Source organism: Bellilinea caldifistulae, from assembly GCF_001306055.1.
Taxonomy (GTDB): Bacteria; Chloroflexota; Anaerolineae; order Anaerolineales; family Anaerolineaceae; genus Bellilinea; species Bellilinea caldifistulae.
This window is the reverse complement of the sequence record NZ_LGHJ01000012.1, coordinates 1-24,649: the sequence shown is the minus strand read 5'-3', so window position 1 is coordinate 24,649 and position 24,649 is coordinate 1. Positions and strand designations below refer to the sequence as shown.

Below are 24,649 nucleotides of genomic sequence, written 5' to 3'. Positions count from 1 at the left end.
AAAAATTATCGTTGTGGAGCGGAAAGGTTGTTCGGGCATTCAACAAGGGCCGTCTCTAAAACTTTCTGGAATAACTCAGCCTTAAGGAATACGTCTTTATGTATGAGACCACCCGCTACGCGGTATTGTTTGTAGTCAGGAAAGCGCTGTAAATATTCGGGAAGCAAGTCGCTGCCCCAAACTTCATCTTTTTCACCGATAATTTGAATGACCGGTATATTCAAAGTGATATTTTCGTCCAATCCAGCCTGGGATTCATCCAGTGTGGCTTCTAATGCGTATTGAAAAGAGGTCTTGTAAGTTTTCGGTGTGCGTTTCAGTCCTTCGAGATAAGCCTGTACCAGTTGACGCTGGCTGGTTGCCTCATAAGCGGAGTCAAAGTCGGCATAGGCGGGTGGCAATTTACCCAGATACATTGTCGAAGACAGATTGAGCATCATTTTCAGCAACCCGGTTTTGAGCAAAAAGCGGGCAATGCCATTGTTGGAACTGAGGGTTGGTGAGGATGCTACCAGTACTACTCGCTCGATGCGTGAATCAATGGCGGCCAGATCGAGTGCAATGGGTCCACCGTACGATACTCCCATTGCTGTAATCGGCTGGTTAATTTGCAGCGCATCCAGCACCCGTTGCATATCGTGGGCGTGATCTCTGACCGAAAACTTGCGGGGCAAAGGTGAACTGGCGCCGTCACCACGCCTGTCCGGGAGGATGATAGTATCAAAAAAACCTTTGTCAATTAGATGGCGGGACGGTCGTTCGATGAGGGTGTGATTACCGCCGTTTCCGCCGCCGTGAATGTAAATTGCCGTACGATGGCTGACCGGCTCGCAACGGAGAATCTTTACAAACAGGTTCGCATTGGGTTCAATTTCAATGGTGTGGGTTTCGGCGTGGATATTCGGATTTGTAACTCTGGCAAGCATAGACAACACTCCATTTTGCTGAGAATCAGGTATGCTTGCCAGTATAAGTAAGGAGCGTTTTTAACTCATCCGGCGAAAGTGAAATAGGCCATTGGGCAAAAGGTTGATTTTTGCCCCGGACTGTTGGGTAGTATTTCCAAGGAGTATTGGTCAGACGACCTGATAGCCAAGCCGTGCGATTTCTGCCCGAATGGCTTCTTCGCTGGTCAGTTCATCCTGAAATTCAACCGTAAGGAGGGCTTTGTGATAACTGGCTTCGGCGCGGAGAACGCCTTTCAACCGGTCCTCGATGCTTTCCAGCTTCATGGCACAATTGGGGCATTCCATGCCATGAATTTGCAGGGTGATTTTCTTTTTCATGGGTTTTACATATCCTCAAAAAGGATTACTCCGCCATACATCCCCATCGAGCAGGAAAAAGCCAGGCGGGTACCTTCCTGTTGAGGTTGGATTTCAATTTCGGTAATACCGGTGGGTTTCAATAATTCCTGGATGCCAAGCGAGGGCACGGTAAAGGCGAGGGCGCAGGAATACACATCTTTTGAAATCAACCGTAAGCGAGTGGGAACGCCGGCTTCGGCACGGATGAAGGTGGGTTCATACCCGTAATTTTGGACCCGAATGGTGATGACCTGATCTGGGGAATTTCCGCCTTCCAGCGGTTGATAATCAACCAAACCGGGTTGGACATTGCCCATCAACTGTTGGTTAAACCAGCGAGTCAGCGAAACAGGGGAACCAGCCAGAGCAATGCCGCTGTCAATGGTGACGATTGCCAAAAGTAAAACCACAATGGCTACAAAGCGCATAAAGTACCGCTCTAGCCGGGCACCGATTTGGGTTGTGAAGTAGGCAACCGCGAAAAAGAGTGGTGAAGTGCCGAGGGTAAAAGCAAACATCAACGCGGCACTCTGCAGGGGATCGCCGGTAGCCAGTGCGGCTGCCATCATCACCTGAGTGACACCACAGGGAATCAAGACGGTCACCGCGCCGAGCAGAGCAGGGGTAAGTAAAGGTGAATCGGCGCTGCTGCCGGCTTTTCGACGCAGCCAGCGGCGCAAAGCCGGCGGCGGCTCGAAGGCAAAGTAGCGGAAGATGGGATGGACATTCAACATGCGCAGAGCGGAACCGAGCATGAAAATGCCCACCGCAATCAGCAAAAAAGCGCGCATGTAGGGCGAGAGTTGAAGGAGCTGCCCAGCCCAGCCCAAAAACAATCCTAAAATGGTGTAAGCCACCAGCTTTGCCAATAAAAACACAAGGATTGGCCTGGCCAGTCGAGGTTTTGAGCCGGCAGACGGGTTTTGGCGGGAGCGTTTGCGGCTTTGAGCAGTAGACTGCTGGAGGTCTTTTTCAATTTGGCCTGCCAGAGAACTGGCCAGTAAACCGCCCTGAACCGCCAGACAACTCAACCCTCCGGTGGTTAATCCGGTGACAAATGCGAGCAATATGTTCATCTTAAGATCACCTGTAACCTTTTGCGTTGAAGGGAGAAGGGGATTTGTTTTATATAAGAATGCTTTGATGAGATATACGATATTATAACTCGAATTACAGACAGCAGAGATGAAAAACAATCAAGGTAGAGTCGGAAAATGAGTGCATGAAAATCATCTTGATGATATGACCTGTGTCCTACTATCGCTGACAAAGATTATGACCGGAGGTACATTACAGAATGGCAGTTCATGTCGTACACTCAAATTCAAAGTCAATTTCACGACCAAGGAAAATCAAATGAGAACCTTGCTGGTTTATCCCAGGTTTCCGGACACCTTCTGGTCATTCCGATATGCTTTGCAATTTATTCACAAAAAGGCTTCCTCTCCACCGTTGGGGTTGCTGACGGTGGCCGCCTTGCTCCCTGAGGATTGGCAACTTCGACTGGTGGATCTGAATACACGGCTGCTCACCGATGAGGATATCGCCTGGGCAGATATGGTGATGATCTCGGCCATGGTCGTTCAACGCCAATCCACCCGCGAAGTGATCACCCGTTGTAAAGCAGCCGGAAAGTGCGTGGTGGCAGGCGGCCCGCTTTTCTTGGGTGAGTGGCAGGACTTCCCCGAAGTGGATCACTTTGTGCTGAATGAAGGTGAACTCACCGTGCCGCTCTTTTTAGAGGATTTGCAAAGAGGTGTGCCCCAGCGGGTTTATTCCACCAGCGACTTTGCGGACATGAGTCAGTCTCCCGTTCCGCGCTGGGATTTGCTGGAAACCCGTTATTATGATTCGCTCAGTATTCAATATTCGCGCGGCTGCCCGTTCAACTGCGACTTTTGTAATGTTACCGCCATGCTGGGACATCGGCCGCGTACCAAGTCGGCCGATCAGATTGTTGCTGAATTGGACGCAATGTACCGGCTCGGCTGGCGCAGGAATATCTTTTTTGTGGACGACAATTTTATTGGTAACCGCAAACAAATCAAGGAGGAGATTCTGCCTGCGCTCATCGAGTGGAGAAAAGGCAAAAAAGGCTGTCATTTCATTACGGAGGCTTCGATCAATCTGGCGGATGATCCGGGGTTGATGGAGATGATGGTTGAAGCCGGTTTCACCTCGGTATTCGTGGGGATCGAAACGCCAGCCGAAGAGAGCCTGGTAGAGTGTCATAAAGGCCAAAACCTGCGGCGCAATCTGGCAGAAAGTGTTCGGCGGTTGCAACGGTTTGGGTTGCAGGTGATGGGCGGTTTTATTGTAGGGTTTGACAATGACCGGCCCGGTATTTTTCAACAACAGCTGGAATTTATTCAGAAAACCGGCATTGTAACGGCTATGGTGGGTATGCTGCAGGCTCCTTTTGGCACAAAGTTATATCAGCGTCTGGAGGAGGAAGGGCGGCTGTTGTTGGAAATGAGCGGCAGTAACACGGACGGCTCGACCAATATTCTGCCCAAAATGGGGTTGGATACGCTGCGGGCAGGTTACCGCCAGTTGATTGGTGAATTGTACAGTCCCAAGGCTTTTTATGAGCGGGTGCGGACCTTCCTCGAAAACTACAACCCTCCTCGTTTGAATGTTGCAATTCATTGGGAAGAGGTGTATGCCTTCTTTGCTTCGATGTGGCGTTTGGGGGTGCTGGGAAAAGAAAGGAAGGAATACTGGCGTTTGTTCTTCTGGACGTTGTGGAAATATCCGCGCAAATTTGCGCTGGCGATCACCTTTGCCATCTACGGGTACCACTTCCGGCAGGTGTTTCAAAACCAGGTGAAAACTTAATACCCCCTGATGGGGGGGCGCGATCGAAGGTTGTGCTGGCGGGGAGGGTGGGATGCGAATATCACCCCCTGATGGGGGCGCGCGGTCGAAGGTTGTGCTGGCGGGGAGGGCGGGATTCGAACCCGCGGTCGAGGTTTATAGCCCCGACAACCGCTTAGCAGGCGGCCCCATTCGACCACTCTGGCACCTCCCCAATTTGTTAAGGCGAGACGAAAATCTCTGGCGGAGGGAGAGGGATTCGAACCCACGGTGGGTTGCCCCACACCTGTTTTCAAGACAGGCGCCTTAAACCACTCGGCCATCCCTCCGAATTGGAGGTCGTCCCTCCAGCAGGCTTCATTTTATCATAAGAAATCAGCCCTGTACAAGAAATTGCCTCGATGGATTGGGCCGACTGATTTTACCGCTGTTTGGACGGGCGATTCAGGACTGCTGGTTTTGGGGCGGGCCGGGCGGCAGACGATAGGCACGCGTATTTTCCTCAATTGCCAACAGCAGGTAAATCAACTCACCAAAGCCGTATAAAAACAGGCCGCTGATCAACCCACCGATCAGAAAATTAATGCCGGAAAACAAACCCAAACGGCTCAGCCCCAATCCGCGGTGGCTCACAGCGAAGGAAACCACTCCGGCCACGGCAGCGATGATTGCAGCGATGACGATGATGACCGCCAGTACCTTGAACAGTGTTGCAATGACTCGCAATGCTTGAAATTTCTTTTCCATAACCACCTCCGGTAAAGAATTTCCCCTATAATACCCCAAATTTGGGCGAGATGACCAAACTGCCGGGCTTCAGTGCGGCTGCTCCTTGACCTTGCAAAAAAGCAAACCAGCCGTAGTATCGTAACTTTTGGGGTACGATTGGGTTTGAATCAGTGCACTTCCATACTCATTGAAGCAGAGTCTGCCGGGTCACACCGATTGGTTTTGTGAATCGCGTTTTGTATGACCCAATCTGTGACCCTGATCTACCCTGAGGGGGATGTGACAGCCGATAGAGAGAAGTACAATTTCAACATCTTGATCGAACCCTTCGTTTTTCCCCAATTGCAATCATTAACTGAGGTTTTTCCATGCTTTCGGACCAATTGATGTACTGGGCATCCCGCCCGGTTGTGCGTACCTATACGGGTACGATGTTAAAAATGGATGTTTTCAAACACCAGCCTTTGCCATCAGGACCAAAAATTATTGCAGCCAACCATCCGGCGACCACCGATCCCTTTTACGTGGCGGCAATGGTTGGGCAGCAATCGTTTATTTTGATTAATGAATTGCTGTTTCAGGTGCCGATTTTGGGGGAATATCTGCGACGTTCGGGTCATATTCCGGTAGCAGCCGGGCAGGGGCAGCAAGCGATTGATACGGCTTTGCAGCGGCTGGCGGAAGGTAAAACGGTGATCATCTTCCCCGAAGGGGCGCTCAGCCCGGAAGGCGGCGGCTTTGAAAAACCGCGCACCGGGGTTGCCCGACTGGCGCTGGCCAGCGGCGCGCCTGTCATCCCGGTGGGAGTGCATTTACAGTGGGAACGTGTTCATACCATCCGCTCAACCGTGCGCGGCAGGGTTGAATACGGTCGCTGGTACATCCGTGGGCCGTACAACCTGACGGTAGGCAGACCGCTTTATTTTCGGGGCGATGTTGAAAACCGCCCACTGGTACGCTCGGCGGCTGAAACGGTCATGCACCACATCATCGAACTGGCCCGCGAGAGTGAGATTCGCATGAATCAGCGCTTTAACCCGCTGACGCCGCTCCCCGAATCGTTCTGATTGCCGTCCAAGCCCAGTTGAATTAACGCCGAACCAGCGGCAGAAAGACCGACCATGCTGGGGAAGCGAGGTTCAAACCGATGATCAGCGGATCATGATCGCTGCAACGAAACGGTTCAGGGGCATACAGGCTGGTTTGCTGGACGGCCGATTTGTATTCCAGATTGTAGTCCAACACGGCCGGTTCGTCGGCATTGATGTGCCACTCGCCCGCACCGCCGACCTGCCAGAAAAGGCTGGAAGAAGCGAGGGCATGATCGAGCGAACCGGCCTGCCCCGCGAAAACATAGGAGTAGGTATCCAGACCGTGAAAGGCGGGTATGAGGTTGACAAAACCGGACTGCCCCAGTTGGCGGAGAGGATCTTCCATTGCGTAGGCGTTCAAATCGCCCACAATGAGGATATCCGGATCGGCGATGCCGGTAGGGTTGCTGCCCAGCCACTCAATCAATGCCTGAATGGCATTCAATCGGACGGCGTTGCAATCACCCTGCCCGTCGCCGGCATCGGGTGTATCACAGGGGCTGCCTTTGCTTTTGAGGTGGTTGACGCTGATCAAAAACTGCTCACCGCTTGAGTTTTCGGCGAAGGCTTGAAGCAATGAGACGCGGTTACGTGGGGCGGAATCGCCCGCGTACACAAAGGCGCGGCTGTCCAACACCGCTGTTGCCAGCGGCGTAACTACCACCGGGCGGTAGAGCAGGGCTATTTTAATGGCGTCGCTGCCGAGCGCATTGAGTTTGCCGGTCGCAGCATCAGCATCAACGAAGGTATATTTCTTTTCTGGCGGCAGACCGGAATTCAGACGATTGGTCAGGTCGGCCAGTGCGCTATTCGGGCCATGTCCATCATTTTCGACTTCCATCAATGCCACGATGTCGGCGTTCAGCGCTTGCAAGGCGCTGACCAGTTTGGCCGCCTGCCGTTCCAATTCTTCTTGCGAATTTGCACCGCGGCATTCTGTTGCCGCGCCATTCACCCCGGCACGGCAATTGGTAAAGGTGTTGAAGTAATTATGGGTATTCATGCTGACGATCCGCAGACGTCCGGGTATGGCGGGTGGAACGTCAGGACGGGGGTTGGCAGGTTGGAAGTCGGGTAGGTCTGTTCCCCCGGCACCCACCGGGCGAATGCGCCAGGCGTTTGGGCTGGCCGAATGGCCGCCCCAGGTGTAGGTCAGCACTCCGCTCAAACCACTAATCGTATCCCCGCTGCGGAGGGTGTTTTCGGCTGTGAGGGGCTGTTGACCGCGCCCGAATGGAATGGGGTCGGGATTTTGGATTTGGAGGGAATCATCCAGAAGGACGAGATTCAGGTCATTGGCTTGCTGGAGTGAAACCGCAGTTGTGCCCGGCAAGGTTAATTGGGTGGGCTGGTACAGGCGGTCAGTGCCAGAAAGCGTAACCTGTCCGAAACGCCCCAGAAAATAGGTGTCGGTCACGCTCAGGGTTTGATCAAAGCGAACCAGCATCCCTTCATACTGCTCGGGCTCAGCGGGGTGGCTAAAGGGCAGTTGAATCACAGCCGGATGGATGGAAGGTTGCTCTTCGCTCAGAACAATCAATTCGGCAAGTGTAATTTGGGTTTGATTGTAATTTTCTACGACCGTGCCGCTGACCTGTACGGTTTGCCCTGAACGGACGGTATCGAAATTGTCGCCGCGATAGATGAAGATCCCGTCCGAAGTGAGCGGGTCACCATCGCCGGTAGGGTCTTGTAAATAAAAGCCGCGCAGACTGCCGCTGCCTTCAAAGTCGCCGATCACAACTCCACTTGTGGTTACCTCTTGACCTTCAAAGGGGCTTTGCTCCCCATTTCCTTGAATGGTATAAATTGGGAGAATGTGGGGAGGAAGGGAGCAGTCGGTGAGGGTGGTGGTTCGATTGCGCGGGGTGGGTGTTCCAGTACCAAAATCAAGCCAATTATCATCGCTGTCGTGGCAGCCATCTCGCACCCGTTTTGCAGCGGTGGTGTTGGTCAGAGAAGGTGCGGGTTGACTCTCGGAGCAATCGGCTGAGCCGTAACCAACAAGGTCAATAATGCCGGGGTTTTGCGGACAGGGAGCGCTGAGTGGGGTTGGAGAATTGACCAGAGCCACCTTGCCGCTGGATGCATTGAGGTTAATTGAGCCAACCGCATCGGGAGTGGGCAATTCCTGGGTGCCGCCGCTGCCGCCAGCCTGCTGGATGAGGTAATACTGGCCCGGCTCAATCATCCCGCTGAGTAGCGTTACTTGCCAGGTACTGCCGGCAGCGCTGGCATACTGGACGCTCCACCCATTCAGGTTGACCGGCGTTGTGCCGCGATTAAACAGTTCGATGAAGTCATTTTTATACCAAGCGCCGCTGTTCCCGCCCCCGCCATAAACCTGACTGATGACAATGGTCTCGGAAATTCCAGAAATTGAGCGAGGAATTGGGAAAAATCCTATCGCCAGGGCAAAGATGATAAGTGAGTAGATTGCTCGGCGCATGAGAGAGGGTTACAGATGATAAATTCCAGATACGGTTTGAACTGATTATAGAACAGGTTTGAAAAAAGATTTTACCGAAAGGAATGCAGTTGCGAATGCTTGACGGGTTGAGATAATCGGATACAATATAAACAGCAAATGGGGCGGTGGCGGAACAGGCAGACGCAGCGGACTTAAAATCCGCCGGTGGTGACACCTTGTGGGTTCAAGTCCCACCCGCCCTACTGATGGGGGGTGTGTCCACATCACCTGCTCTACCAGAAGGGGCAGGTGAATTTATTTCTGGCGGGTAATCAGCGGGGTTCATTCAGCCAACGGGAGCTGTTCTTCTTTTCTCAGCTCTTCCAGCAAGTGGGCAATCGCCTCTTTGCGCTTGCGCAACATCATTTTGTACATCATATTGTCTGCCGCAATCAACTGCATGCGCACGTCATCGAGGCTGGACTCGAGTACCTGAATGAGCATATCTCGTTCTTCGCGGGTCAGCTCAAGGGTGAACATAGCAACCTCCTCTGATGAAAACAGAGCCGTTCGCGAATGGAAACGGCTCTGTCAGGAAACGACAGGGCATGAGCCTCTGGTTTGCGGGGTTTATTGGATAACTTTTGTACTTTTATTGTACCCTGTCCGGGTGACCTTTTCAAGCAACCTTTAAGAAAATACTTAAGTTAAGCCAAACATGCCGTTTTTGAAAAAGGTAATGGAGAGGGTCGGTTTACTGACAGACAGCCTGGTCAATCTTCCATTCTCCATCAATTACTTTGAGACTCAATTCAATGGAATTGCCAAAACTTGACTTTACGATCACTTTGGCAGTATCCCCATCCAATGATGTGGACTGAACCTCCATCTTTTCAGGGAAATCCTGAGCGCAAATAAACGGTATCACAAACATCCCTTCCTGTTGCTTTTTGCTCAGGCTTTCCGCAAAATCAGGGGATAATTGAGCAATTTCGTTGAAAGGTCTGGGAGGCCAGGTTTGCAGGTATTCTGAATACAGCGCCTCAACTACTTTATCAGGTGGAATGGCAGGCTGACCAACGGTTTGAGGGTCGCTGCTTTGGGTGCAAGCCGCAGTGAGCAAAGTCAGAAACGCGGTGATCAGCAGCATCAAGATCTTGGTTTTCATTTTTTATCTCCTAATTGTTTTATGGCAGTGCCTTTATTTCTTATATGAGCCTTGCGCCAAAGAGTCATCCGTCGTTCGATCGATTCGGATTATCCAAAAGGGTGTATCTGGATGCTCTGCCATTGGTCAGCTTCAGTTAATTCTAACGGGCAGGAGACGATCATCCCATAAAAGGAGGCAATCCGAAAAAAATTTGGTACGCTAAAATAAAGGCCTGGGTACGATGAGTATGGGAGATTGCGGTGCACTGGTTAAGGAAAGAAAATTCTCAGAGCCAATGGTAATCATCCGGGATCTCCACCGGCATTACCGATTGGGTAATGTAGTGGTGCGCGCCTTAAATGGGATCAACTTGACCATTTACACTGGCGAATTTTTTGCGATCTGCGGTTCGTCGGGCTCCGGCAAGTCAACGTTATTGTACTTAATGGGCGGGATGGATCGCCCCACGCGGGGTGAACTGATTGTTGCGGGTCAAAACCTCGCCCGACAGGATGAAAATCAACTGGCAGAGTTTCGTTGTCGGCGAATTGGCTTTATTTACCAAAATTTTCATCTGATTCCATCTTTGACTGCATGGCAGAATGTGGAAATTCCGATGATCTTTAACCATCTGCCGCGATCGGCGCGCCGTCAAATTGCGATGCAGCGTCTTCAAGAAGTCGGCCTGTTGGAACGTAGCCACCATCGGCCAAATCAATTGTCGGGCGGTCAACAGCAGCGGGTGGCAATCGCCCGTGCGCTGGTCAACCAGCCGGCTTTGTTACTAGCCGACGAACCAACCGGAAATCTGGACAATTCCACTGGAAAGGAAGTTGTGGCTCTGTTGAAAAATCTGGTGTCCATTAATCAGGTGACTGTGGTGATGGTCACCCATGACATGAATCTGGTTGAACAGGCTGACCGATTCGTTCGCTTGCAGGATGGCCGGATTGTAGAAAGCAATTAATTTACCGATCAGGCGGGATACAGATCATGTCAATACTGGACTTGATTTATCTGGTACGGGGGAATCTCTGGCGCAGGAAAACACGCGTCCTGATGACGCTGGGAGGCGTTCTAATTGGTAGTACAACCATTATTTTACTGGTTGCGCTGGGGTTGGGAATGCAGAAAAATATGACAGAGAGTATCGGTAAAATTGGAGATCTGACCACAATGACGGTGCAGGTTCCACCAGAGTGCACCCTGCCCCCTCAGCAGCGTCCCCAGCAATGCAAGAATGCTATTTTGAATGATGGATTGATCGAAAAAATCCGGAAAACTCCACAGGTAAGAGGCGTGGCTGCCCAAGTATTTTTGAAAGGTTCTCCCACTTATCTCCGTTTTCAGAATATGGAAACCAATGTTGTGGTGATGGGGGTGGAACCTGCTTTGTTGCCTTCGCTGGGTTATCCCTTAGGGCGAGGAGAGTTGAAAATTTCTGCCAATCAGGTTGTTGTGGGGCCGAAAGTAGCCGAATACATGTTTGATTTGCGAAAGAATCAACCTGTTACACCTGATTTAGATTTGCTGGGAGCGTGGGTTGATCTCAACATTCAACGAACATCTAACCGTGAAGAGGCGGACAGGCTTGTGCAAAACGAAGTTCGGAGGTTGCGTGTGCAGGTGGCGGGTGTCCTGGCCGAAACGGGTGGACAGAGTGATTACGTGATTTATTATCCGATTAATGAAGTGGAACGCTGGAATCGCTGGTTGATGGGTCGTCCGATTCGGCGGGAAGTTGATGGATATGACCAGATTGTGGTCAAAATGGCGGATACGCGTAGTTCTGCCTCTTTGGATGCTGCTCTGACCTCGGCGGGTTATTCCATCAGCACGGCCCGAAAAATCATTGAGCAGTTTAACCGCTTTTTTATGTCCCTTCAATTAATGCTTGGGGGGATTGGGGGCGTGGCTTTGTTGATTTCAGCCTTCGGCATCGGTAATACGATGATTATGGCAATTTATGAACGTACACGGGAAATTGGATTACTCAAATCCCTTGGTGCAAAAAATGGGGATATTTTCAAATTATTTCTTGCCGAGGCGGCTGTTTTGGGACTGCTGGGTGGGATCTTGGGTGCGGGGTTGGCGGTTGGCCTGGGTGAGCTGGCCAATCACAGCCCTTCAAACTGGTTTTCTCAATTCAACGGATTAATGTCCCCAACAGGCACAGGAATTGGCGGTATGGTCGAGGTTGCCATACTGGTTATCCCGGAATGGCTGGTGATTTTTGCAATTGCCTTTACTACTCTGACCGGTGCGCTGGCAGGGATTTATCCGGCATTACGGGCAGCATCCATGCAGCCGTTGGATGCTTTGAGGCATGAGTAATCTTTCACAGGTTAAAGCGGTACAGGTTGGTATGGCGTAATTCAAAGCCAACCCGCTGATAGAGGCGGTTGGCTGCTTCGCGGCTGGGTCGGCTGGTTAAATCCACGGTTTTGGCGCCCAATTCCCGTGCTCGTTCCAGGGCTGCGCGGGTGAGTGCTTCGCCAATGCCTTTTCCACGTGCATTTTCATCTACCACCACATCTTCAATCCACGAGCGAACCCCGGTGGGAATGCGGAAAGTAACCAGCGTCAGGGTTCCCACGATTTTTCCGCCCTGCTCTGGATCACGGGCGATGAAGAGGGATTCGTGATCGGCAATTTCCTGGATTTGCTGAAGGGTTGGAACTTCGGCTGAGGTGCTTAATTGGGGGATCAGGTGCTGAAAGGCTTCGGCAATTTCCTCAGTGACTTGCTTAACAAGCAAAATTTCCATGTTTTGATCCTCTTTTGAACAAAGGGTGGGAGATTGAATGGTGTAATTTTAACCGATTTTGAAGTTGGTGTTTTTCTAATCGTCGAGTTGGGAATATAATGAGGGATGGAAACGAACCTGACAGTGAGGGAACAACCCCATGGAAGCCTTACTCTCTCCCATATACCAGGCCATTCTGGAAGGTAATCAATCCGCTGCCCGGGAGGCCGTTCAGCGCGCTCTGGAAGCCAGTCTCGAAGCGGAGGTCATTCTCAAACAGGCGATGATGCCGGCCATGCAGGAAGTGGGGCGTCTGTTTGAAGAGGGTGAGTATTTTGTGCCGGAGATGTTGGTTGCAGCCCGGGCGATGCAGGCGGGGATGAACCTTCTCAAACCCAGATTGGTGCAGGCTGAGGTGACCTCCTCCGGCAAGGTGGTGGCAGGTACGGTGAAAGGCGATTTGCACGATATCGGTAAAAATCTGGTGTGTATGATGCTGGAAGGGGCGGCTTTTGAAATCATTGATCTGGGCACAGATGTGCCGCCGGAGAAATTCGTCGAAGCGGTTGAGTCCAGCGGCGCTCAACTAGTCGCCCTTTCAGCGCTGCTCACCACGACCATGCCCCACATGAAACAGACCATTGAAGCCCTGCAGCAGGCCGGCCTGCGCCAGCAGGTCAAGGTCATGGTGGGTGGAGCGCCGGTTACCGAAACCTTTGCCCGCCAGATCGGTGCGGATGGTTACGCGCCGGATGCCAGCCGGGCAGTGGCGCTGGCAAAATCGCTGGTAGGAATGGGGTAGACCGGTTCAGTTTTCTTTCTGGTTAAAACGCCAGCGGGTTGCGGTGACGGGAAAACTTGACTCCCGCCAGGCGAGTGCCTTTAGGGGTCTGGCAGCAAAGAAAACCGTTTGGCTGGTCAGTTCGCTTTCGTCCGAAAATACGCCGTACTTCTCGCTGTATGCCAATAGCACACGCTTCAATAATTGCGGTTCATTAACCCGTTCGGCGCGGCATTCGAGAATGACGGCATCATCTCCGCTTTCCAGATGAACCATCAAATAGGGATTGCGGATCAGGTTGCGCCCTTTTATGGATTCGAGATCGGTGCCAAAATAAAAGCACTCATCCTGCCAGATTCCCCAAACCGGCATGACATGCGGTCGCCCATTGGAGCGCGTGGTACAAACCCAATAATTTCTTGCTGCAATCAGCCGATTTTCAACTTCTTCCCATGCCAGCAGGCCGGAGGTGTTCGGTGATAGCCCGTAGCTTTGCGGCATTTGTGGACGATCGGCGGCTGATTGGTCAGGATTTTTCATGTTCGTTTCCTTATTTCATGGATTAAGAGTACCCCTTGGATGACTTATGGGGTTTAATGGATGGAATGTTCCCTATTGTAATCGTTAGCAGAGTAAAATTAGAAGAAGAGGTGGTCTTATGAAGAGTGAAAATATGGGACAGGCGTGGATGACGTGGCGAGGTCTGCAGGCTGAGGATGAGCGGCTCCTAAAAGATCTGGACCGCGCTTGTAAAGAAGCAGACGGCGAGGAGTGGGTCAGTGATCTGGTTGGAGATGCCCTGGCAGCCATGCAGGTGCATGTGGATAATACTTTTTGCGCCGTGGGAGAAGAAATCCTGATGGCGGTGGGGTGGATTCAATTGTTGCCCTCCACCGAGAACGAGCAGCGAGTCCTGCTGGGCGGGCGGGTACATCCTCTCTACCGCCGGAAGGGGTTAGGGACAATGTTGCTGGAATGGCTGGAAAATCGTGCCAACATGGTCAGCGGGTATGAGCGTGTCCGCCGCTTGATAATCCGTAACGAAGCACTTACTGCCGATGCGCATTCCATCTACGTGCAGTCCGGTTTTACCCCAATTTTTGCGGAAAATATGATGGTTTGTTCGCTGGAAAAGATGCCACCCGCCGATTTGCTGCCAGAAACTTATCGGCTGGTCAACTGGAGCGCGGAAACCGCCCCCCTGTTTTACCGGGCTTATTGTGATGCTTTTTATGACCGTGCAGCTTCTTTTGATCCGCTGGAAAAGTGGGTGGGGGAGTATGACTCGGACAGGGATTTTCTTCCCCAATCCTCCTGGCTGGCCATCAATGGAGAGGAGCGGCCGGTGGCGTTTGTGACTGCCGGCCGAGTGGGGGAGATGGCCTGGATCAATCAGACCGGTGTCGTTCCTGAGCTGCGTGGTCAGGGGGTGGCGTTTGGGCTGCTGGCACATGCTCTGCGTCAGTTTCACCACACCGGTTACCGGGAAGTCGGTTTACATGTAAATGTCAACAACCCGGCAGCCATCCGCCGGTTTTATGAACTGGGTTTTCGCCGCCGCCTGACCCGTGCCCGCTACGAGAAAACCCTCCTGTAAATAAAAAGACCCCCGCTTCAAGCGGGGGTCTTGACCCATGGGCTGGTCTAGTGGCTGGCTTCAAATTCCTGCATGCAGTCCACCAGCGCTTGAACGCTTTCCAGCGGCAGGGCATTGTATAGTGAGGCGCGGAAACCGCCCACCGAACGATGCCCCTTAATACCCACCATTCCTTTGCTTTTGGCAAATTCGGCAAACTCGGCTTCGAGTTGCTCGTAACCGGGCGCCATCACAAAGCAGACATTCATCCGCGAGCGATCTTCTTTGGCAACCGTACCGACAAACAACTTGTTGCGGTCAATTTCGTTGTAAAGCAGTTCGGCTTTGGCTTTGTTGCGCCGTTCCATTTCGGCTACACCGCCCTGTTCTTTCATCCAACGCAGGGTAAGCAGGGCCGAGTAGATAATGACCACCGGTGGGGTGTTGTAGAGGGAATTGTTCTTGATGTGGGTGCGGTAATCCACCATGGTGGGCAGCGGGCGGCTGACTTTGCCAAGGAGATCTTCGCGAACGATGACGAAAGTCAGACCGGCCGGCGCCAGGTTTTTCTGTGCGCCGCCGTAAATCAGCCCGTATTTGGAGACATCCACCGGGCGTGAGAAAATGTCCGATGACATGTCCGCAACCAGCGGTACGGGAGAATCAAGGTCGGTCAAAATTTCGGTGCCGTAGATGGTGTTGTTGGTGGTAATGTGGAAATAGTCGGCATCGGCGGGAATGGTGAAGTCTTTTGGAATGTAGGTGAAGTTCTTGTCTTCGGATGAGGCGACCACTTCGACCGGGCCAAAAAGTTTGGCTTCCTTGGCGGCTTTTTGCGCCCACTGACCGGTGATCAAGTAGGCGGCTTTTTTCTCCAAGAGGTTATAGGGCACGTGGAAAAATTGAGTGCTGGCGCCGCCACCAACGAAAATCACCGCATATCCTTCGGGAATGTTGAGGAGTTCCTTGAACAGGGCAACGGTCTCGTTGACAACGGCTTCGAATTCTTTGCTGCGGTGAGAAACTTCCAGAATGGAAAGACCGGTGCCGGCAAAATCGTGAATGGCTTTGGCGGTTTCCTCGACGGTGTACTGCGGAAGAATGGAGGGTCCGGGATTGAAATTATGCTTTTTCATTCGATCCGTCCTTTTGGGAGATTAGGAAAAATTTGCCATCAAACTGGCAGGAAGATTTGACCAACCTTGATTATAGGATGAATTGGGTTGAAAGGGATAGTGAAAGAAATCCCGACTTTTACCATCGTTTATCAGATGTCAGACATTTGCCGCCTAGAAATGACCGGTCTGAGGCAAAAATGTCGGACAAGGGGTTAAAAAACTTCAACCGAAATAGTGAATTTCTCACTAATCCGATGAAATTAATTGACTTTGAATTATCGAGTTGGTATCATTAAAACAACCCATAGGGATACAATTAGTTACGGCGTTGAATTAAAAGCCGTCTAAATGGTTGTATTTGTCCGATTAACCTGATGCCCACAGGAGGTAAGCGTGCCATCATCTCCCTCTGCCGGTCAGCGCTTTCGGGAGGCCGTTCAAAATGAAAGACCTTTACAGGTAGTAGGAGTGATTAATGCCTATGCTGCTTTGCTGGCAGAAAGGGCTGGATTTCGGGCGATTTATCTTTCTGGTGGGGGAGTTGCAGCTGCTTCATTGGGGGTTCCTGATCTGGGTATCACCACTTTAGAGGACGTTTTGATAGATACACGGCGTATAACAGATGCCTGCCCGTTGCCTTTGCTGGTGGATGTGGATACCGGTTTTGGGAGTGCCTTCAACATCGCTCGCACGGTTCGTTCGCTCATTAAAGCCGGGGCGGCTGCAATCCACATGGAAGATCAGGTGCAGGCAAAACGCTGCGGCCATCGTCCCGGTAAAGCTCTGGTTGCGCCGGAGGAGATGGAAGACCGGATCAAGGCAGCGGTGGATGCGCGCACCGATCCGTCTTTTGTGATTATGGCGCGGACAGATGCGCTGGCCGTCGAGGGACTGGAATCGGCGTTGGAGCGCAGCCGGCGTTATGTGGAAGCCGGCGCAGATATGATTTTTGCCGAGGCGGTAACTGACCTTGAGATGTACCGTGAATTCAAGCGGGTTAGCGGTGTTCCAATTCTGGCGAACATGACCGAATTTGGCAAAACCCCCCTGTTTTCTACCCGGCAGCTGGCTGAGGTCGGTGTGGATATTGTCTTATACCCGCTTTCTGCCTTTCGGGCGATGAGCGCAGCGGCAGTCAAGGTGTATCAAACCATCCGGCGTGAGGGAACCCAACAGACGGTGCTGGACCTGATGCAGACACGGGCTGAATTGTATGAGGTTTTGAACTATTACGCTTACGAACAGAAACTCGATCAACTTTTTGCCAAGGAGAGGAGAGACGATGAGTGATCAGGTGGTGGAAAAAAAGGAAGTCAAAAAGAAATCAGTAGCCCTTTCGGGAGTGCCGGCGGGTAATACCGCAATCTGTACGGTGGGGACACTGGGGCATGACCTGCGTTACCGTGGCTATGATATCAATGATTTAGCCGAATATTCGACCTTCGAAGAGGTAGCCTACCTGTTAATTTATGAAAAATTGCCGGTTGCCAACGAGTTCGAGCGCTACAAACGGAGGCTGAAAACACTGCGCGGCTTACCTGCGCCGGTCAAGGCTGTGCTGGAACAAATTCCGGCGGCAGCCCACCCGATGGACGTGCTGCGCACCGGTTGTTCCATTTTGGGAGCGACCCTTCCGGAGCGGGAGGATCACCCGGTTGAAGGTGCGCGCCATATTGCCGACCGTCTGCTGGCCGTTTTCCCCTCGATGTTGACCTACTGGTTTCATTATTCGCACCACGGCCGGCGGATTGAGGTGGAAACCGATGATGATACGATTGCCGGTCACTTTTTACACCTGTTGCATGGGCGTAAACCCAGCGAATTACATGAAAGGGCATTGGATATCACCCTGATTCTCTATGCCGAGCACGAATTCAACGCCTCAACCTTCACCAGCCGGGTGATTGCCGGCACGGGTTCGGACATTTATTCGGCAATTACCGGGGCAATTGGCGCACTGAAAGGCTTTAAGCACGGCGGTGCCAATGAGGGAGCGATGGAGGTCATCGAGCGGTACAAGTCTCCCGAAGAAGCAGCGGAGGATGTCCGGCGCATTTTGGAGAATAAAGGGATTATTCTTGGATTTGGGCATCCGGTGTATACCATTTCGGACCCGCGGGCCAAGATTCTCAAAGGGCTTTCCTGCTCTCTGTGCAAGGATTTTGGCGATGAAACCATGTGCGACATTGCCGAGAAAATTGAAGATGTGATGTGGGAGCAGAAACGTATGTTCCCCAATCTCGACTGGTACAGCGCTGTGGTTTATCACATGTTGGGTATACCGACCTTCATGTTCACGCCGCTTTTTGTCATGTCCAGGACAGCTGGCTGGGCTGCTCACATTATTGAGCAGCGTCAGGACGGTAAGATCATCCGTCCGTCAGCCAATTACATTGGCCCAGATCCGCGTGAGTATGTCCCGATTGAAAAGCGCATCTGAAATATCTCTGAACGGAAGCCATCCATGAGCGAAACGGTGAGCAATATCCGTCCCCAGCCGGATGATGTGCTGGTACAAATTGCCGATTACACCTTGAATACGCCCATCTCCAGCGCGGAGGCTTACGAAACGGCCCGTCTGTGCCTGATGGATACCCTCGGCTGTGGGTTTGAGGCGCTTTCCTATCCTGCCTGTACAAAATTACTTGGCCCGCTGGTGCCGGGGACCATTGTACCCAACGGGGCGCGGGTGCCGGGCACACCGTATGTGCTGGATCCGGTCAGCGCTGCCTTTAACATCGGAGCAATGATCCGCTGGCTGGACTATAACGACACCTGGCTGGCAGCCGAATGGGGGCATCCTTCGGATAATCTTGGCGGCATTCTGGCGACAGCCGACTGGCTTTCGCGCACGGCGGTGGCTAATGGCAAAAAGCCGTTAATCATGCGGGACGTGTTGACCGCCATGATCAAAGCCCACGAAATTCAAGGCGTGATGGCGCTGGAAAACAGTTTTAACCGGGTCGGTTTGGACCATGTCATTCTGGTCAAAGTGGCCAGCACGGCGGTGGTGACTGCGATGCTGGGCGGTACAAGGGATGAGGTGATTAACGCGCTTTCCAATGCCTTCATTGATGGTCATCCGCTGCGTACCTATCGGCATGCGCCCAATACCGGATCACGGAAATCATGGGCAGCCGGGGATGCTACCAGCCGAGGGGTACGTCTGGCGCTGATGGCAATTAAGGGCGAGATGGGCTATCCCTCGGCGTTGAGCGCAAAAACCTGGGGGTTTTATGATGTCCTGTTTCGCGGGCAGCCTTTCAAACTGCCTCAGCCGTTCGGCTCGTATGTGATGGAGAATGTGCTGTTCAAAATTTCCTTCCCGGCCGAATTTCACGCCCAAACGGCGGTTGAGGCGGCTTTTCAGCTCCATCCACTGGTGCGGGAGCGGCTGGATGAGGTGGAGAAAGTGGTCATCACCACCCATGAGTCGGCCATTCGTATCATTGACAAGCGCGGACCGCTCTACAACCCGGCCGACCGCGATCACTGCATTCAATACATGACCGCCGTCGGTTTGATTTTTGGTGAACTGACCGCTCGTCACTATGAAGACGAAGTGGCCGCGGACCCGCGCATTGATGCCTTGCGGGAAAAGATGGAAGTGGTGGAGAATCCCCAATTCAGCAAGGATTACCTGGACCCGGCCAAACGCTCGATAGCCAATGCCGTGCAGGTGTTCTTCCGCGATGGCAGCCACACGGAGCAGGTCGTGGTGGAATACCCGATTGGTCATCGCCGACGGCGGGCAGAGGGTGTGCCTCTGTTGATTGAGAAGTTCAAAACCAACCTGGCGCGGCGCTTCCCACCAAAACAGGCTGGACTGATTTTAAAAGTTTGTCAGGATGCCGAGCGGTTGAATGGCTTGCCGGTGAATGAATTTATGGACTTGCTGGTTATTTAAGGTTTGGCTTGACCAAAGCCGGGTTGTTGAGTAAAATGACAGTTGCAAGGTAAGGCGACGTGGCCAAGTGGTAAGGCAAGGGTCTGCAAAACCCTGATCACGGGTTCAAATCCCGTCGTCGCCTCTGTTTTTTGGACGGGTTCAAACCCCCCGAAGGGGGCGATGTCCCGTCGTCGCCTCTGTTTTTTGGACGGGTTCAAACCCCCCGAAGGGGGCGATGTCCCGTCGTCGCCTCTGTTTTTTGGGCGGGTTCAAACCCCCCGAAGGGGGCGATGTCCCGTCGTCGCCTCTGTTTTTTGGGCGGGTTCAAACCCCCAGAAGGGGGCGATGTCCCGTCGTCGCCTCTGTTTTTTGGACGGGTTCAAACCCCCCGAAGGGGGCGATGTCCCGTCGTCGCCTCTTTTTTTTGGACGGGTTCAAACCCCCAGAAGGGGGCGATGTCTCGTCGTCGCCTCTTTTTTTTGGACGGGTTCAAACCCCCAGAAAGGGGCGATGTCCCGTCGTCGCCTCTTTTTTTTGGACGGGTTCAAACCCCCAGAAGGGGGCGATGTCCCGTCGTCGCCTCTGTTTTTTTGGACGGGTTCAAACCCCCCGAAGGGGGCGATGTCCCGTCGTCGCCTCTGTTTTTTGGACGGGTTCAAACCCCCACAAGGGGGCGATGTCCCGTCGTCGCCTCTGTTTTTTGGGCGGGTTCAAACCCCCAGAAGGGGGCGATGTCCCGTCGTCGCCTCTGTTTTTTGGACGGGTTCAAACCCCCACAAGGGGGCGATGTCCCGTCGTCGCCTCTGTTTTTTGGACGGGTTCAAACCCCCCGAAGGGGGCGATGTCCCGTCGTCGCCTCTGTTTTTTGGACGGGTTCAAACCCCCAGAAGGGGGCGATGTCCCGTCGTCGCCTCTGTTTTTTGGGCGGGTTCCAACTCCAGAAGGGGGCGATATGGGATCAGTTTGGCAAACCCCCAGCAATGCAGGATAACCGGTTCAAAGGGTGTATTTCGGTACATCAGCCTGGTAAGATTTTAGTATTTTAAGGTTTTACAAATAACCATTTCCTGTATAATAAGAAAAGTTTCGGGGTGTTCTTTCGAACCTGTCATTCTGGGTAATCTGATGATTCATCAAGTTCCCATCCTGATTGCAACGCTGGGCAGTGAACCGCAGGTGGTCACCGCCGGGCTGGATTTGCTGCGCGCCGATGGGATTGACATTCAGCGAGTGGAGATAGTCCATACCAGTGCACCCGGCACGCCGATTGAGGAGGCTCTGGTGCGTTTGAAATCGGCTGCGGCCGATTATGCCAGCCCGCCCATCCCCTTTGTTTTCCTCCCTCTGGAGGGGAATGGCAAGCCCTTTGCGGATACCGAAAGCCGTGCTGCCGGAGAGGCTGTGCTGCGCTTGATTTACCAACGGATTGCCCATGCCAAATCCAGGGGTGAAACCGTTCACCTGCTGGTTGCCGGCGGACGTAAGACGATGTCCATTTTCGGCATGGTAGCGGCTCAAATGTTGTTCGATGAAGAAGATCGCCTGTGGCATTTGTACTCCACAGGCGACTTTTTGACCAGCAAGCGATTGCACCCCCAGCCGGGTGATGCGGTGCAGCTGGCTTCCATTCCGGTGGTGCGCTGGGGTGAACTTTCGCCGGCCTGGTTGAGTCTGCGCGGGATCCCCGACCCGTGGGCAGCGCTGCAAGCCATCCGCCGCCTGCAATTCGAGCGCCGCCGTGAAGAGATTCACAGTTTTGTGATGGGGACCTTAACCCCAGCCGAGCGGCAGGTGGTGGAAACGCTGGTCACCACCGGATGGAGCGACCGCGAGATTGCCGCTCACCTGTACCTTTCACCGCGCACGGTGGAGCAGCACCTGCGTGCTGCTTACGGCAAAGCCGCCATGCACTGGGAGATGGAGAGTGTCAACCGCACTCAGTTGGTGGCATTGTTGCAGTTGTATTTTGCGAATAAATTAGGGGAAAACCCGCATGACAATTCCCCTTGAACGACCTACAATCAAAATGCACTGCTGACAGACGGTGGCGGTTGCAGGGGGCAGCCGAGGGGAACCCGGCTGCCAGCAGTGCTTTTTTTACCAAAAAAGGAGGGCATGAATGGAGCAAAAAGAACAGGTTTTTCTGGCAGCGCTGGCCGGTCTATTGCACGACATCGGCAAGTTCGCCCTGCGGGGAGGCGCAGAGGGTGCCAGCCGCAGTTGGGACAGGCAGGCGGAGCAGGACTACAAATACAAACATGCTCTGCTGAGTGAGGATTTTGCCGAGCGTTACCTGCCGCCGCAGTGGCAGGGGCAGGTCAAGTTTGCCATCGGCAAGCACCATCGCCCGCACGACCGGCTGGCCAGCGCCGTAGCACTGGCCGACCGCCTATCGGCCGGTGAGCGAGCGGACAGCCTGTCTGACGATTCTCAGCGTGAAAAACAACCCGCCCGTTTGCTTTCCATTTTCTCCGATGTGCGCCTGGAAGCGGGAGAAGACGAAGTGCCGCAGGTTTACTGGCCGCTCAAGACGCTGGAACTGAGCAAAACCCATCTTTTTCCCGAAAAGGACTACGGTGGGGAGTTATGGAAGGAATATGAAAAACTTTACGGCGGCTTTGTGGCTCAGGCGGAAAAATTAAAAACCGCTTACCAGAATGATGGCGATATTGCCTACTACCTCGAAAGCCTGCTGGCGGAAATGCAGCACTTTCTGTGGTGCGTGCCTTCGGCGTATTACAAAAGCCGCCCGGATATCAGCCTGTATGACCACAGCCGCATGACGGCTGCCCTGGCAGTCGCTCTTTACGATTCGCCCTCGTTGAGTGATGAACAGCTGGCTGCCTTTGCTCAGCAGCCGGAAAGGGTGGAGGATGATCTGGTGACCCTGGTAGGCGGCGATCTGACCGGTGTGCAGAGTTTCCTTTACACCATTACGGCGCGCGGCGCTGCCAGTGGCCTGCGCGGGCGTTCGTTCTACCTGCAGTTGCTGGGGCTGGTGATTGCCCGTTATGTACTGGATCAACTTCACCTGCCGGTAACCAGCCTGATTTACGTCGGCGGTGGTAATTTTTACCTGATTGCCCGGCGCGAGGACGCTGCCAGACTGCCTGAAATTCAGGCACAGGTCAGCCGCGCTCTGTTTAACGAACATCAGGGCGAACTGGGGTTGATTTTGCAGGCGCGCCTCCTGAGCGGCAGGCACTTCTTCAATGGAGAAATTCGCCACCAGTGGGACGGGCTAATCGGACAGATCAACGCTGCCAAATTAAAGCGGTTAGAAGGACTGGAAGTCGACCTTGCCCGGGTATTTGAGCCGCACGGCGTGGGCGGCAGCACACCTCAGCAGTGCGCCGTGTGCGGTCGTGAGCATTCCGGCATCAAACCCAGGCGGGTGGATGAGGGGGTTGAGGAAACCGTCAACAAATGCCCGGTCTGCGAATCCTATGAGGATTTGGGTAAACTGCTGCGCAAAGCCCGCTACCTTGTTTTGCAGCCGGTTGAAGGCGAACCGCCAGCCCAGATTCAAATGCAGGCCGGCCGCGGCTGGCAGGCAATCACCCGCCAGTTTGGTTATGCCGTGCAGGTGCTGGAAAAGCTGGAAAACGAGGCGACCGGTATCCTCTTCGCGCTGAACGATGAAGCCTTCAATCACCGTCTGCCCCGCCCGCAGTGTGCCATGGCGCGCTATCTGCTGGTCAATGTGACGCCCATTCTCAGCGAAAGGGAACATGCCGGTCTGCGCGGCAAGGTGGATCAACTGCCGGTGCCCGGTTCAGTCAAACCGCTTAATGTGCTGGAAGCGCAGGCCAGGGGCATCAAACGGCTGGGTGTGCTGCGCATGGATGTGGACAACCTTGGCAAGATCTTTGCCGAGGGATTGCAGGAGCGCGCCACACTCTCGCGGATTGCCTCGCTCAGTTTCGCGGTCAGTCTTTTCTTCGAGGGTTGGGTGGGGGAAATTGCCCGCCAGATGAACGAGGAGGAAAGTCAACGGCTGTATTCAATTTACTCCGGCGGCGATGACCTGTTCTTCGTCGGTAGTTGGGATATGGTGGTGGAATTTGCCATGCGCCTGCGCCACGATTTGAACCGCTTTACCGGCGGTCACCCCGATATTCACCCCAGCGGAGGGATTGTGCTGGTGGGTGGTAAGTACCCGCTCTATCAGGCGGCTGAGGAAGCCGGCGCGGCCGAGGATCAGGCCAAACACCACCGTTGGGCGAAGAACGGTATAGAGCGGCAGAAGGACGCGCTCAGTTTTCTGAGAATGCCGCTGGCGTGGGAACGTTTCGGCTTTCATGCAGACGCGGAGGAAGAGGAAGATACTGCCCATGCGCTGATGCTCACGCTGAAGCAGATTGTGGAAAGTCACGAAAACCGCGCCCTGATCGGCAAGTTGATTCGCCTGCACGAGTTGTATCAGGCCAGGCTGGAAGAACGCCGCAAGAGCGGCGAGGACCTTAACCGCGCCGGCCAGATCCAGGTGCTGTGGGGGCCGTGGAACTGGCTGGCCGAGTATCACCTCAGCCGGTTGAAAGATGTGCCAAAGGACGATGTGGAGAAAATTCGCCGCCGGCTGAAGCAGGAGAACTTCCGCAGTATCGAATGGATTGGACTGGCTGCCCGCTGGGCAGAGTTGATCACCCGCGAGCGAAGGTGAGGTTCCCTATGGCATGTGACGAATCCTTTCGAAGAAAAATAACTCAACAAGAAGGATTTCTCTTCGATCGAAAGGCGTATGTTAAATTATGGGATAACAGGCTCAAAGCGGAATTTATCAAGGATATTATCGCTCTTGCCAATACCAGTAGGTTTACGGGTAAAGAGTCCGAGTTGATACTAGGTGTTACCGATGATGGAGCAATTTATGGTATTGACCAAATGATTAATCGAGACGTCAGAGGAGATTACGCAACCTTTTTTCTGTAAATTCGAGTCAGAAATATCCATCGTTCTTTAACAATCAAATGACTTGCCAGAGCAATAATGTTTGCCGATCTGCCACTCTTCTGAGATCTCCATCAAGAGGGCT

General features: G+C 53.2%; 22 protein-coding genes and 4 tRNA genes. 14 read left to right on the top strand and 12 right to left on the bottom strand.

The genetic code is table 11. The features are described 5' to 3' along the window. Window positions 1-5: 5 nt before the first annotated feature. The 3 genes from AC812_RS06105 to AC812_RS06095 all read right to left on the bottom strand — a co-directional run bounded on the left by AC812_RS06105 (window position 6) and on the right by AC812_RS06095 (window position 2,383). Window positions 6-926, bottom strand: a complete 921-nt coding sequence (locus AC812_RS06105; protein WP_061919148.1) for an alpha/beta fold hydrolase — start codon at window positions 924-926, stop codon at window positions 6-8. A 150-nt stretch (window positions 927-1,076) separates the two neighbouring features. Then, window positions 1,077-1,286, bottom strand: coding sequence for a heavy-metal-associated domain-containing protein (locus AC812_RS06100; RefSeq protein ID WP_061919146.1), 210 nt, complete (start codon window positions 1,284-1,286; stop codon window positions 1,077-1,079). 5 nt (window positions 1,287-1,291) lie between these two features. Then, complete coding sequence (locus AC812_RS06095; RefSeq protein ID WP_061919144.1) at window positions 1,292-2,383, bottom strand: urease accessory protein UreH domain-containing protein; 1,092 nt, start codon at window positions 2,381-2,383, stop codon at window positions 1,292-1,294. 280 nt (window positions 2,384-2,663) lie between these two features. On the opposite strand from AC812_RS06095, the gene AC812_RS06090 reads away from it, so the two are divergent. Beyond that, the gene (locus AC812_RS06090; protein ID WP_061919142.1) at window positions 2,664-4,145 is read left to right on the top strand and encodes a B12-binding domain-containing radical SAM protein; all 1,482 of its coding nucleotides are present in this window, start codon (window positions 2,664-2,666) and stop codon (window positions 4,143-4,145) included. Window positions 4,146-4,243: 98 nt separating this feature from the next. Here the strand turns inward: AC812_RS06090 and AC812_RS06085 are convergent. The 3 genes from AC812_RS06085 to AC812_RS06075 form a co-directional block, all read right to left on the bottom strand. Beyond that, window positions 4,244-4,338: transfer RNA gene (locus tag AC812_RS06085), tRNA-Ser, on the bottom strand. A 27-nt stretch (window positions 4,339-4,365) separates the two neighbouring features. Further along, window positions 4,366-4,453, bottom strand: a tRNA-Ser gene (locus tag AC812_RS06080). A 115-nt stretch (window positions 4,454-4,568) separates the two neighbouring features. After that, window positions 4,569-4,871 carry a hypothetical protein gene (locus AC812_RS06075; protein ID WP_061919138.1) on the bottom strand — a complete coding sequence of 101 codons (303 nt, stop codon included), beginning with the start codon at window positions 4,869-4,871 and terminating at the stop codon, window positions 4,569-4,571. Between the two features lie 350 nt (window positions 4,872-5,221). On the opposite strand from AC812_RS06075, the gene AC812_RS06070 reads away from it, so the two are divergent. Next, window positions 5,222-5,920 (top strand): lysophospholipid acyltransferase family protein, encoded by a 699-nt coding sequence (locus tag AC812_RS06070; protein WP_061919136.1) that lies wholly within the window; start codon window positions 5,222-5,224, stop codon window positions 5,918-5,920. A gap of 22 nt (window positions 5,921-5,942) precedes the next feature. Here the strand turns inward: AC812_RS06070 and AC812_RS06065 are convergent, their stop codons facing one another. Beyond that, window positions 5,943-8,393: an ExeM/NucH family extracellular endonuclease gene (locus AC812_RS06065; protein WP_082149211.1), complete on the bottom strand. Its 2,451-nt coding sequence runs from the start codon at window positions 8,391-8,393 to the stop codon at window positions 5,943-5,945. A gap of 140 nt (window positions 8,394-8,533) precedes the next feature. On the opposite strand from AC812_RS06065, the gene AC812_RS06060 reads away from it, so the two are divergent. Then, a tRNA-Leu gene (locus tag AC812_RS06060) sits at window positions 8,534-8,617 on the top strand. 79 nt (window positions 8,618-8,696) lie between these two features. On the opposite strand, the gene AC812_RS06055 is transcribed toward AC812_RS06060, so the two are convergent. Further along, the gene (locus AC812_RS06055) at window positions 8,697-8,894 is read right to left on the bottom strand and encodes a hypothetical protein (protein ID WP_061919134.1); all 198 of its coding nucleotides are present in this window, start codon (window positions 8,892-8,894) and stop codon (window positions 8,697-8,699) included. A gap of 214 nt (window positions 8,895-9,108) precedes the next feature. Beyond that, window positions 9,109-9,522 (bottom strand): YqhG/Tai3 family protein, encoded by a 414-nt coding sequence (locus AC812_RS06050; protein WP_061919131.1) that lies wholly within the window; start codon window positions 9,520-9,522, stop codon window positions 9,109-9,111. Window positions 9,523-9,799: 277 nt separating this feature from the next. On the opposite strand from AC812_RS06050, the gene AC812_RS06045 reads away from it, so the two are divergent. Both AC812_RS06045 and AC812_RS06040 read left to right on the top strand, forming a co-directional pair. Then, window positions 9,800-10,471 carry an ABC transporter ATP-binding protein gene (locus tag AC812_RS06045; protein WP_061919129.1) on the top strand — a complete coding sequence of 224 codons (672 nt, stop codon included), beginning with the start codon at window positions 9,800-9,802 and terminating at the stop codon, window positions 10,469-10,471. A gap of 26 nt (window positions 10,472-10,497) precedes the next feature. Further along, window positions 10,498-11,838 (top strand): ABC transporter permease, encoded by a 1,341-nt coding sequence (locus AC812_RS06040; protein ID WP_061919127.1) that lies wholly within the window; start codon window positions 10,498-10,500, stop codon window positions 11,836-11,838. Between the two features lie 4 nt (window positions 11,839-11,842). On the opposite strand, the gene AC812_RS06035 is transcribed toward AC812_RS06040, so the two are convergent. After that, window positions 11,843-12,271: a GNAT family N-acetyltransferase gene (locus AC812_RS06035; protein ID WP_061919125.1), complete on the bottom strand. Its 429-nt coding sequence runs from the start codon at window positions 12,269-12,271 to the stop codon at window positions 11,843-11,845. A gap of 139 nt (window positions 12,272-12,410) precedes the next feature. On the opposite strand from AC812_RS06035, the gene AC812_RS06030 reads away from it, so the two are divergent. Continuing rightward, window positions 12,411-13,052: a corrinoid protein gene (locus tag AC812_RS06030; RefSeq protein ID WP_061919123.1), complete on the top strand. Its 642-nt coding sequence runs from the start codon at window positions 12,411-12,413 to the stop codon at window positions 13,050-13,052. A gap of 6 nt (window positions 13,053-13,058) precedes the next feature. On the opposite strand, the gene AC812_RS06025 is transcribed toward AC812_RS06030, so the two are convergent. Continuing rightward, window positions 13,059-13,571, bottom strand: a complete 513-nt coding sequence (locus AC812_RS06025) for a pyridoxamine 5'-phosphate oxidase family protein (RefSeq protein WP_061919121.1) — start codon at window positions 13,569-13,571, stop codon at window positions 13,059-13,061. A gap of 118 nt (window positions 13,572-13,689) precedes the next feature. Here AC812_RS06025 and AC812_RS06020 point away from each other — a divergent pair, with 118 nt between their 5' ends. Then, the gene (locus AC812_RS06020) at window positions 13,690-14,628 is read left to right on the top strand and encodes a GNAT family N-acetyltransferase (protein WP_061919119.1); all 939 of its coding nucleotides are present in this window, start codon (window positions 13,690-13,692) and stop codon (window positions 14,626-14,628) included. Between the two features lie 47 nt (window positions 14,629-14,675). On the opposite strand, the gene serC is transcribed toward AC812_RS06020, so the two are convergent. Beyond that, a complete protein-coding gene (gene serC, locus AC812_RS06015; protein ID WP_061919118.1) occupies window positions 14,676-15,743 on the bottom strand; it encodes a 3-phosphoserine/phosphohydroxythreonine transaminase in 1,068 nt (355 codons plus the stop codon). 375 nt (window positions 15,744-16,118) lie between these two features. Between serC and prpB the strand changes: the two genes are divergently transcribed. From prpB to AC812_RS05980, 7 genes are all read left to right on the top strand, one after another. Next, window positions 16,119-17,015: a methylisocitrate lyase gene (gene prpB / locus AC812_RS06010; RefSeq protein WP_061919116.1), complete on the top strand. Its 897-nt coding sequence runs from the start codon at window positions 16,119-16,121 to the stop codon at window positions 17,013-17,015. Continuing rightward, the gene (prpC, locus tag AC812_RS06005) at window positions 17,008-18,165 is read left to right on the top strand and encodes a bifunctional 2-methylcitrate synthase/citrate synthase (protein ID WP_061919114.1); all 1,158 of its coding nucleotides are present in this window, start codon (window positions 17,008-17,010) and stop codon (window positions 18,163-18,165) included. The genes prpB and prpC overlap by 8 nt, the downstream gene beginning before the upstream one ends. A 24-nt stretch (window positions 18,166-18,189) precedes the next feature. Further along, window positions 18,190-19,632 carry a bifunctional 2-methylcitrate dehydratase/aconitate hydratase gene (locus tag AC812_RS06000; RefSeq protein WP_061919111.1) on the top strand — a complete coding sequence of 481 codons (1,443 nt, stop codon included), beginning with the start codon at window positions 18,190-18,192 and terminating at the stop codon, window positions 19,630-19,632. Window positions 19,633-19,685: 53 nt separating this feature from the next. After that, window positions 19,686-19,756, top strand: a tRNA-Cys gene (locus tag AC812_RS05995). 983 nt (window positions 19,757-20,739) lie between these two features. Then, window positions 20,740-21,624, top strand: a complete 885-nt coding sequence (locus AC812_RS05990) for a CRISPR-associated ring nuclease (RefSeq protein WP_061919109.1) — start codon at window positions 20,740-20,742, stop codon at window positions 21,622-21,624. Between the two features lie 109 nt (window positions 21,625-21,733). Beyond that, window positions 21,734-24,277 (top strand): type III-A CRISPR-associated protein Cas10/Csm1, encoded by a 2,544-nt coding sequence (cas10, locus tag AC812_RS05985; protein WP_061919107.1) that lies wholly within the window; start codon window positions 21,734-21,736, stop codon window positions 24,275-24,277. 8 nt (window positions 24,278-24,285) lie between these two features. Continuing rightward, window positions 24,286-24,546, top strand: coding sequence for an RNA-binding domain-containing protein (locus AC812_RS05980; protein WP_061919106.1), 261 nt, complete (start codon window positions 24,286-24,288; stop codon window positions 24,544-24,546). Window positions 24,547-24,649 lie beyond the last annotated feature (103 nt).

What these genes read in the sequence shown, in the direction of transcription:
- AC812_RS06105 (WP_061919148.1), bottom strand. Translation starts at nt 926, where the DNA reads ATGCTTGCCAGAGTTACAAATCCGAATATCCACGCCGAAACCCACACC.
- AC812_RS06100 (WP_061919146.1), bottom strand. Translation starts at nt 1,286, where the DNA reads ATGAAAAAGAAAATCACCCTGCAAATTCATGGCATGGAATGCCCCAAT.
- AC812_RS06095 (WP_061919144.1), bottom strand. Translation starts at nt 2,383, where the DNA reads ATGAACATATTGCTCGCATTTGTCACCGGATTAACCACCGGAGGGTTG.
- AC812_RS06090 (WP_061919142.1), top strand. Translation starts at nt 2,664, where the DNA reads ATGAGAACCTTGCTGGTTTATCCCAGGTTTCCGGACACCTTCTGGTCA.
- AC812_RS06075 (WP_061919138.1), bottom strand. Translation starts at nt 4,871, where the DNA reads ATGGAAAAGAAATTTCAAGCATTGCGAGTCATTGCAACACTGTTCAAG.
- AC812_RS06070 (WP_061919136.1), top strand. Translation starts at nt 5,222, where the DNA reads ATGCTTTCGGACCAATTGATGTACTGGGCATCCCGCCCGGTTGTGCGT.
- AC812_RS06065 (WP_082149211.1), bottom strand. Translation starts at nt 8,393, where the DNA reads ATGCGCCGAGCAATCTACTCACTTATCATCTTTGCCCTGGCGATAGGA.
- AC812_RS06055 (WP_061919134.1), bottom strand. Translation starts at nt 8,894, where the DNA reads ATGTTCACCCTTGAGCTGACCCGCGAAGAACGAGATATGCTCATTCAG.
- AC812_RS06050 (WP_061919131.1), bottom strand. Translation starts at nt 9,522, where the DNA reads ATGAAAACCAAGATCTTGATGCTGCTGATCACCGCGTTTCTGACTTTG.
- AC812_RS06045 (WP_061919129.1), top strand. Translation starts at nt 9,800, where the DNA reads ATGGTAATCATCCGGGATCTCCACCGGCATTACCGATTGGGTAATGTA.
- AC812_RS06040 (WP_061919127.1), top strand. Translation starts at nt 10,498, where the DNA reads ATGTCAATACTGGACTTGATTTATCTGGTACGGGGGAATCTCTGGCGC.
- AC812_RS06035 (WP_061919125.1), bottom strand. Translation starts at nt 12,271, where the DNA reads ATGGAAATTTTGCTTGTTAAGCAAGTCACTGAGGAAATTGCCGAAGCC.
- AC812_RS06030 (WP_061919123.1), top strand. Translation starts at nt 12,411, where the DNA reads ATGGAAGCCTTACTCTCTCCCATATACCAGGCCATTCTGGAAGGTAAT.
- AC812_RS06025 (WP_061919121.1), bottom strand. Translation starts at nt 13,571, where the DNA reads ATGAAAAATCCTGACCAATCAGCCGCCGATCGTCCACAAATGCCGCAA.
- AC812_RS06020 (WP_061919119.1), top strand. Translation starts at nt 13,690, where the DNA reads ATGAAGAGTGAAAATATGGGACAGGCGTGGATGACGTGGCGAGGTCTG.
- serC (WP_061919118.1), bottom strand. Translation starts at nt 15,743, where the DNA reads ATGAAAAAGCATAATTTCAATCCCGGACCCTCCATTCTTCCGCAGTAC.
- prpC (WP_061919114.1), top strand. Translation starts at nt 17,008, where the DNA reads ATGAGTGATCAGGTGGTGGAAAAAAAGGAAGTCAAAAAGAAATCAGTA.
- AC812_RS06000 (WP_061919111.1), top strand. Translation starts at nt 18,190, where the DNA reads ATGAGCGAAACGGTGAGCAATATCCGTCCCCAGCCGGATGATGTGCTG.
- AC812_RS05990 (WP_061919109.1), top strand. Translation starts at nt 20,740, where the DNA reads ATGATTCATCAAGTTCCCATCCTGATTGCAACGCTGGGCAGTGAACCG.
- cas10 (WP_061919107.1), top strand. Translation starts at nt 21,734, where the DNA reads ATGGAGCAAAAAGAACAGGTTTTTCTGGCAGCGCTGGCCGGTCTATTG.
- AC812_RS05980 (WP_061919106.1), top strand. Translation starts at nt 24,286, where the DNA reads ATGGCATGTGACGAATCCTTTCGAAGAAAAATAACTCAACAAGAAGGA.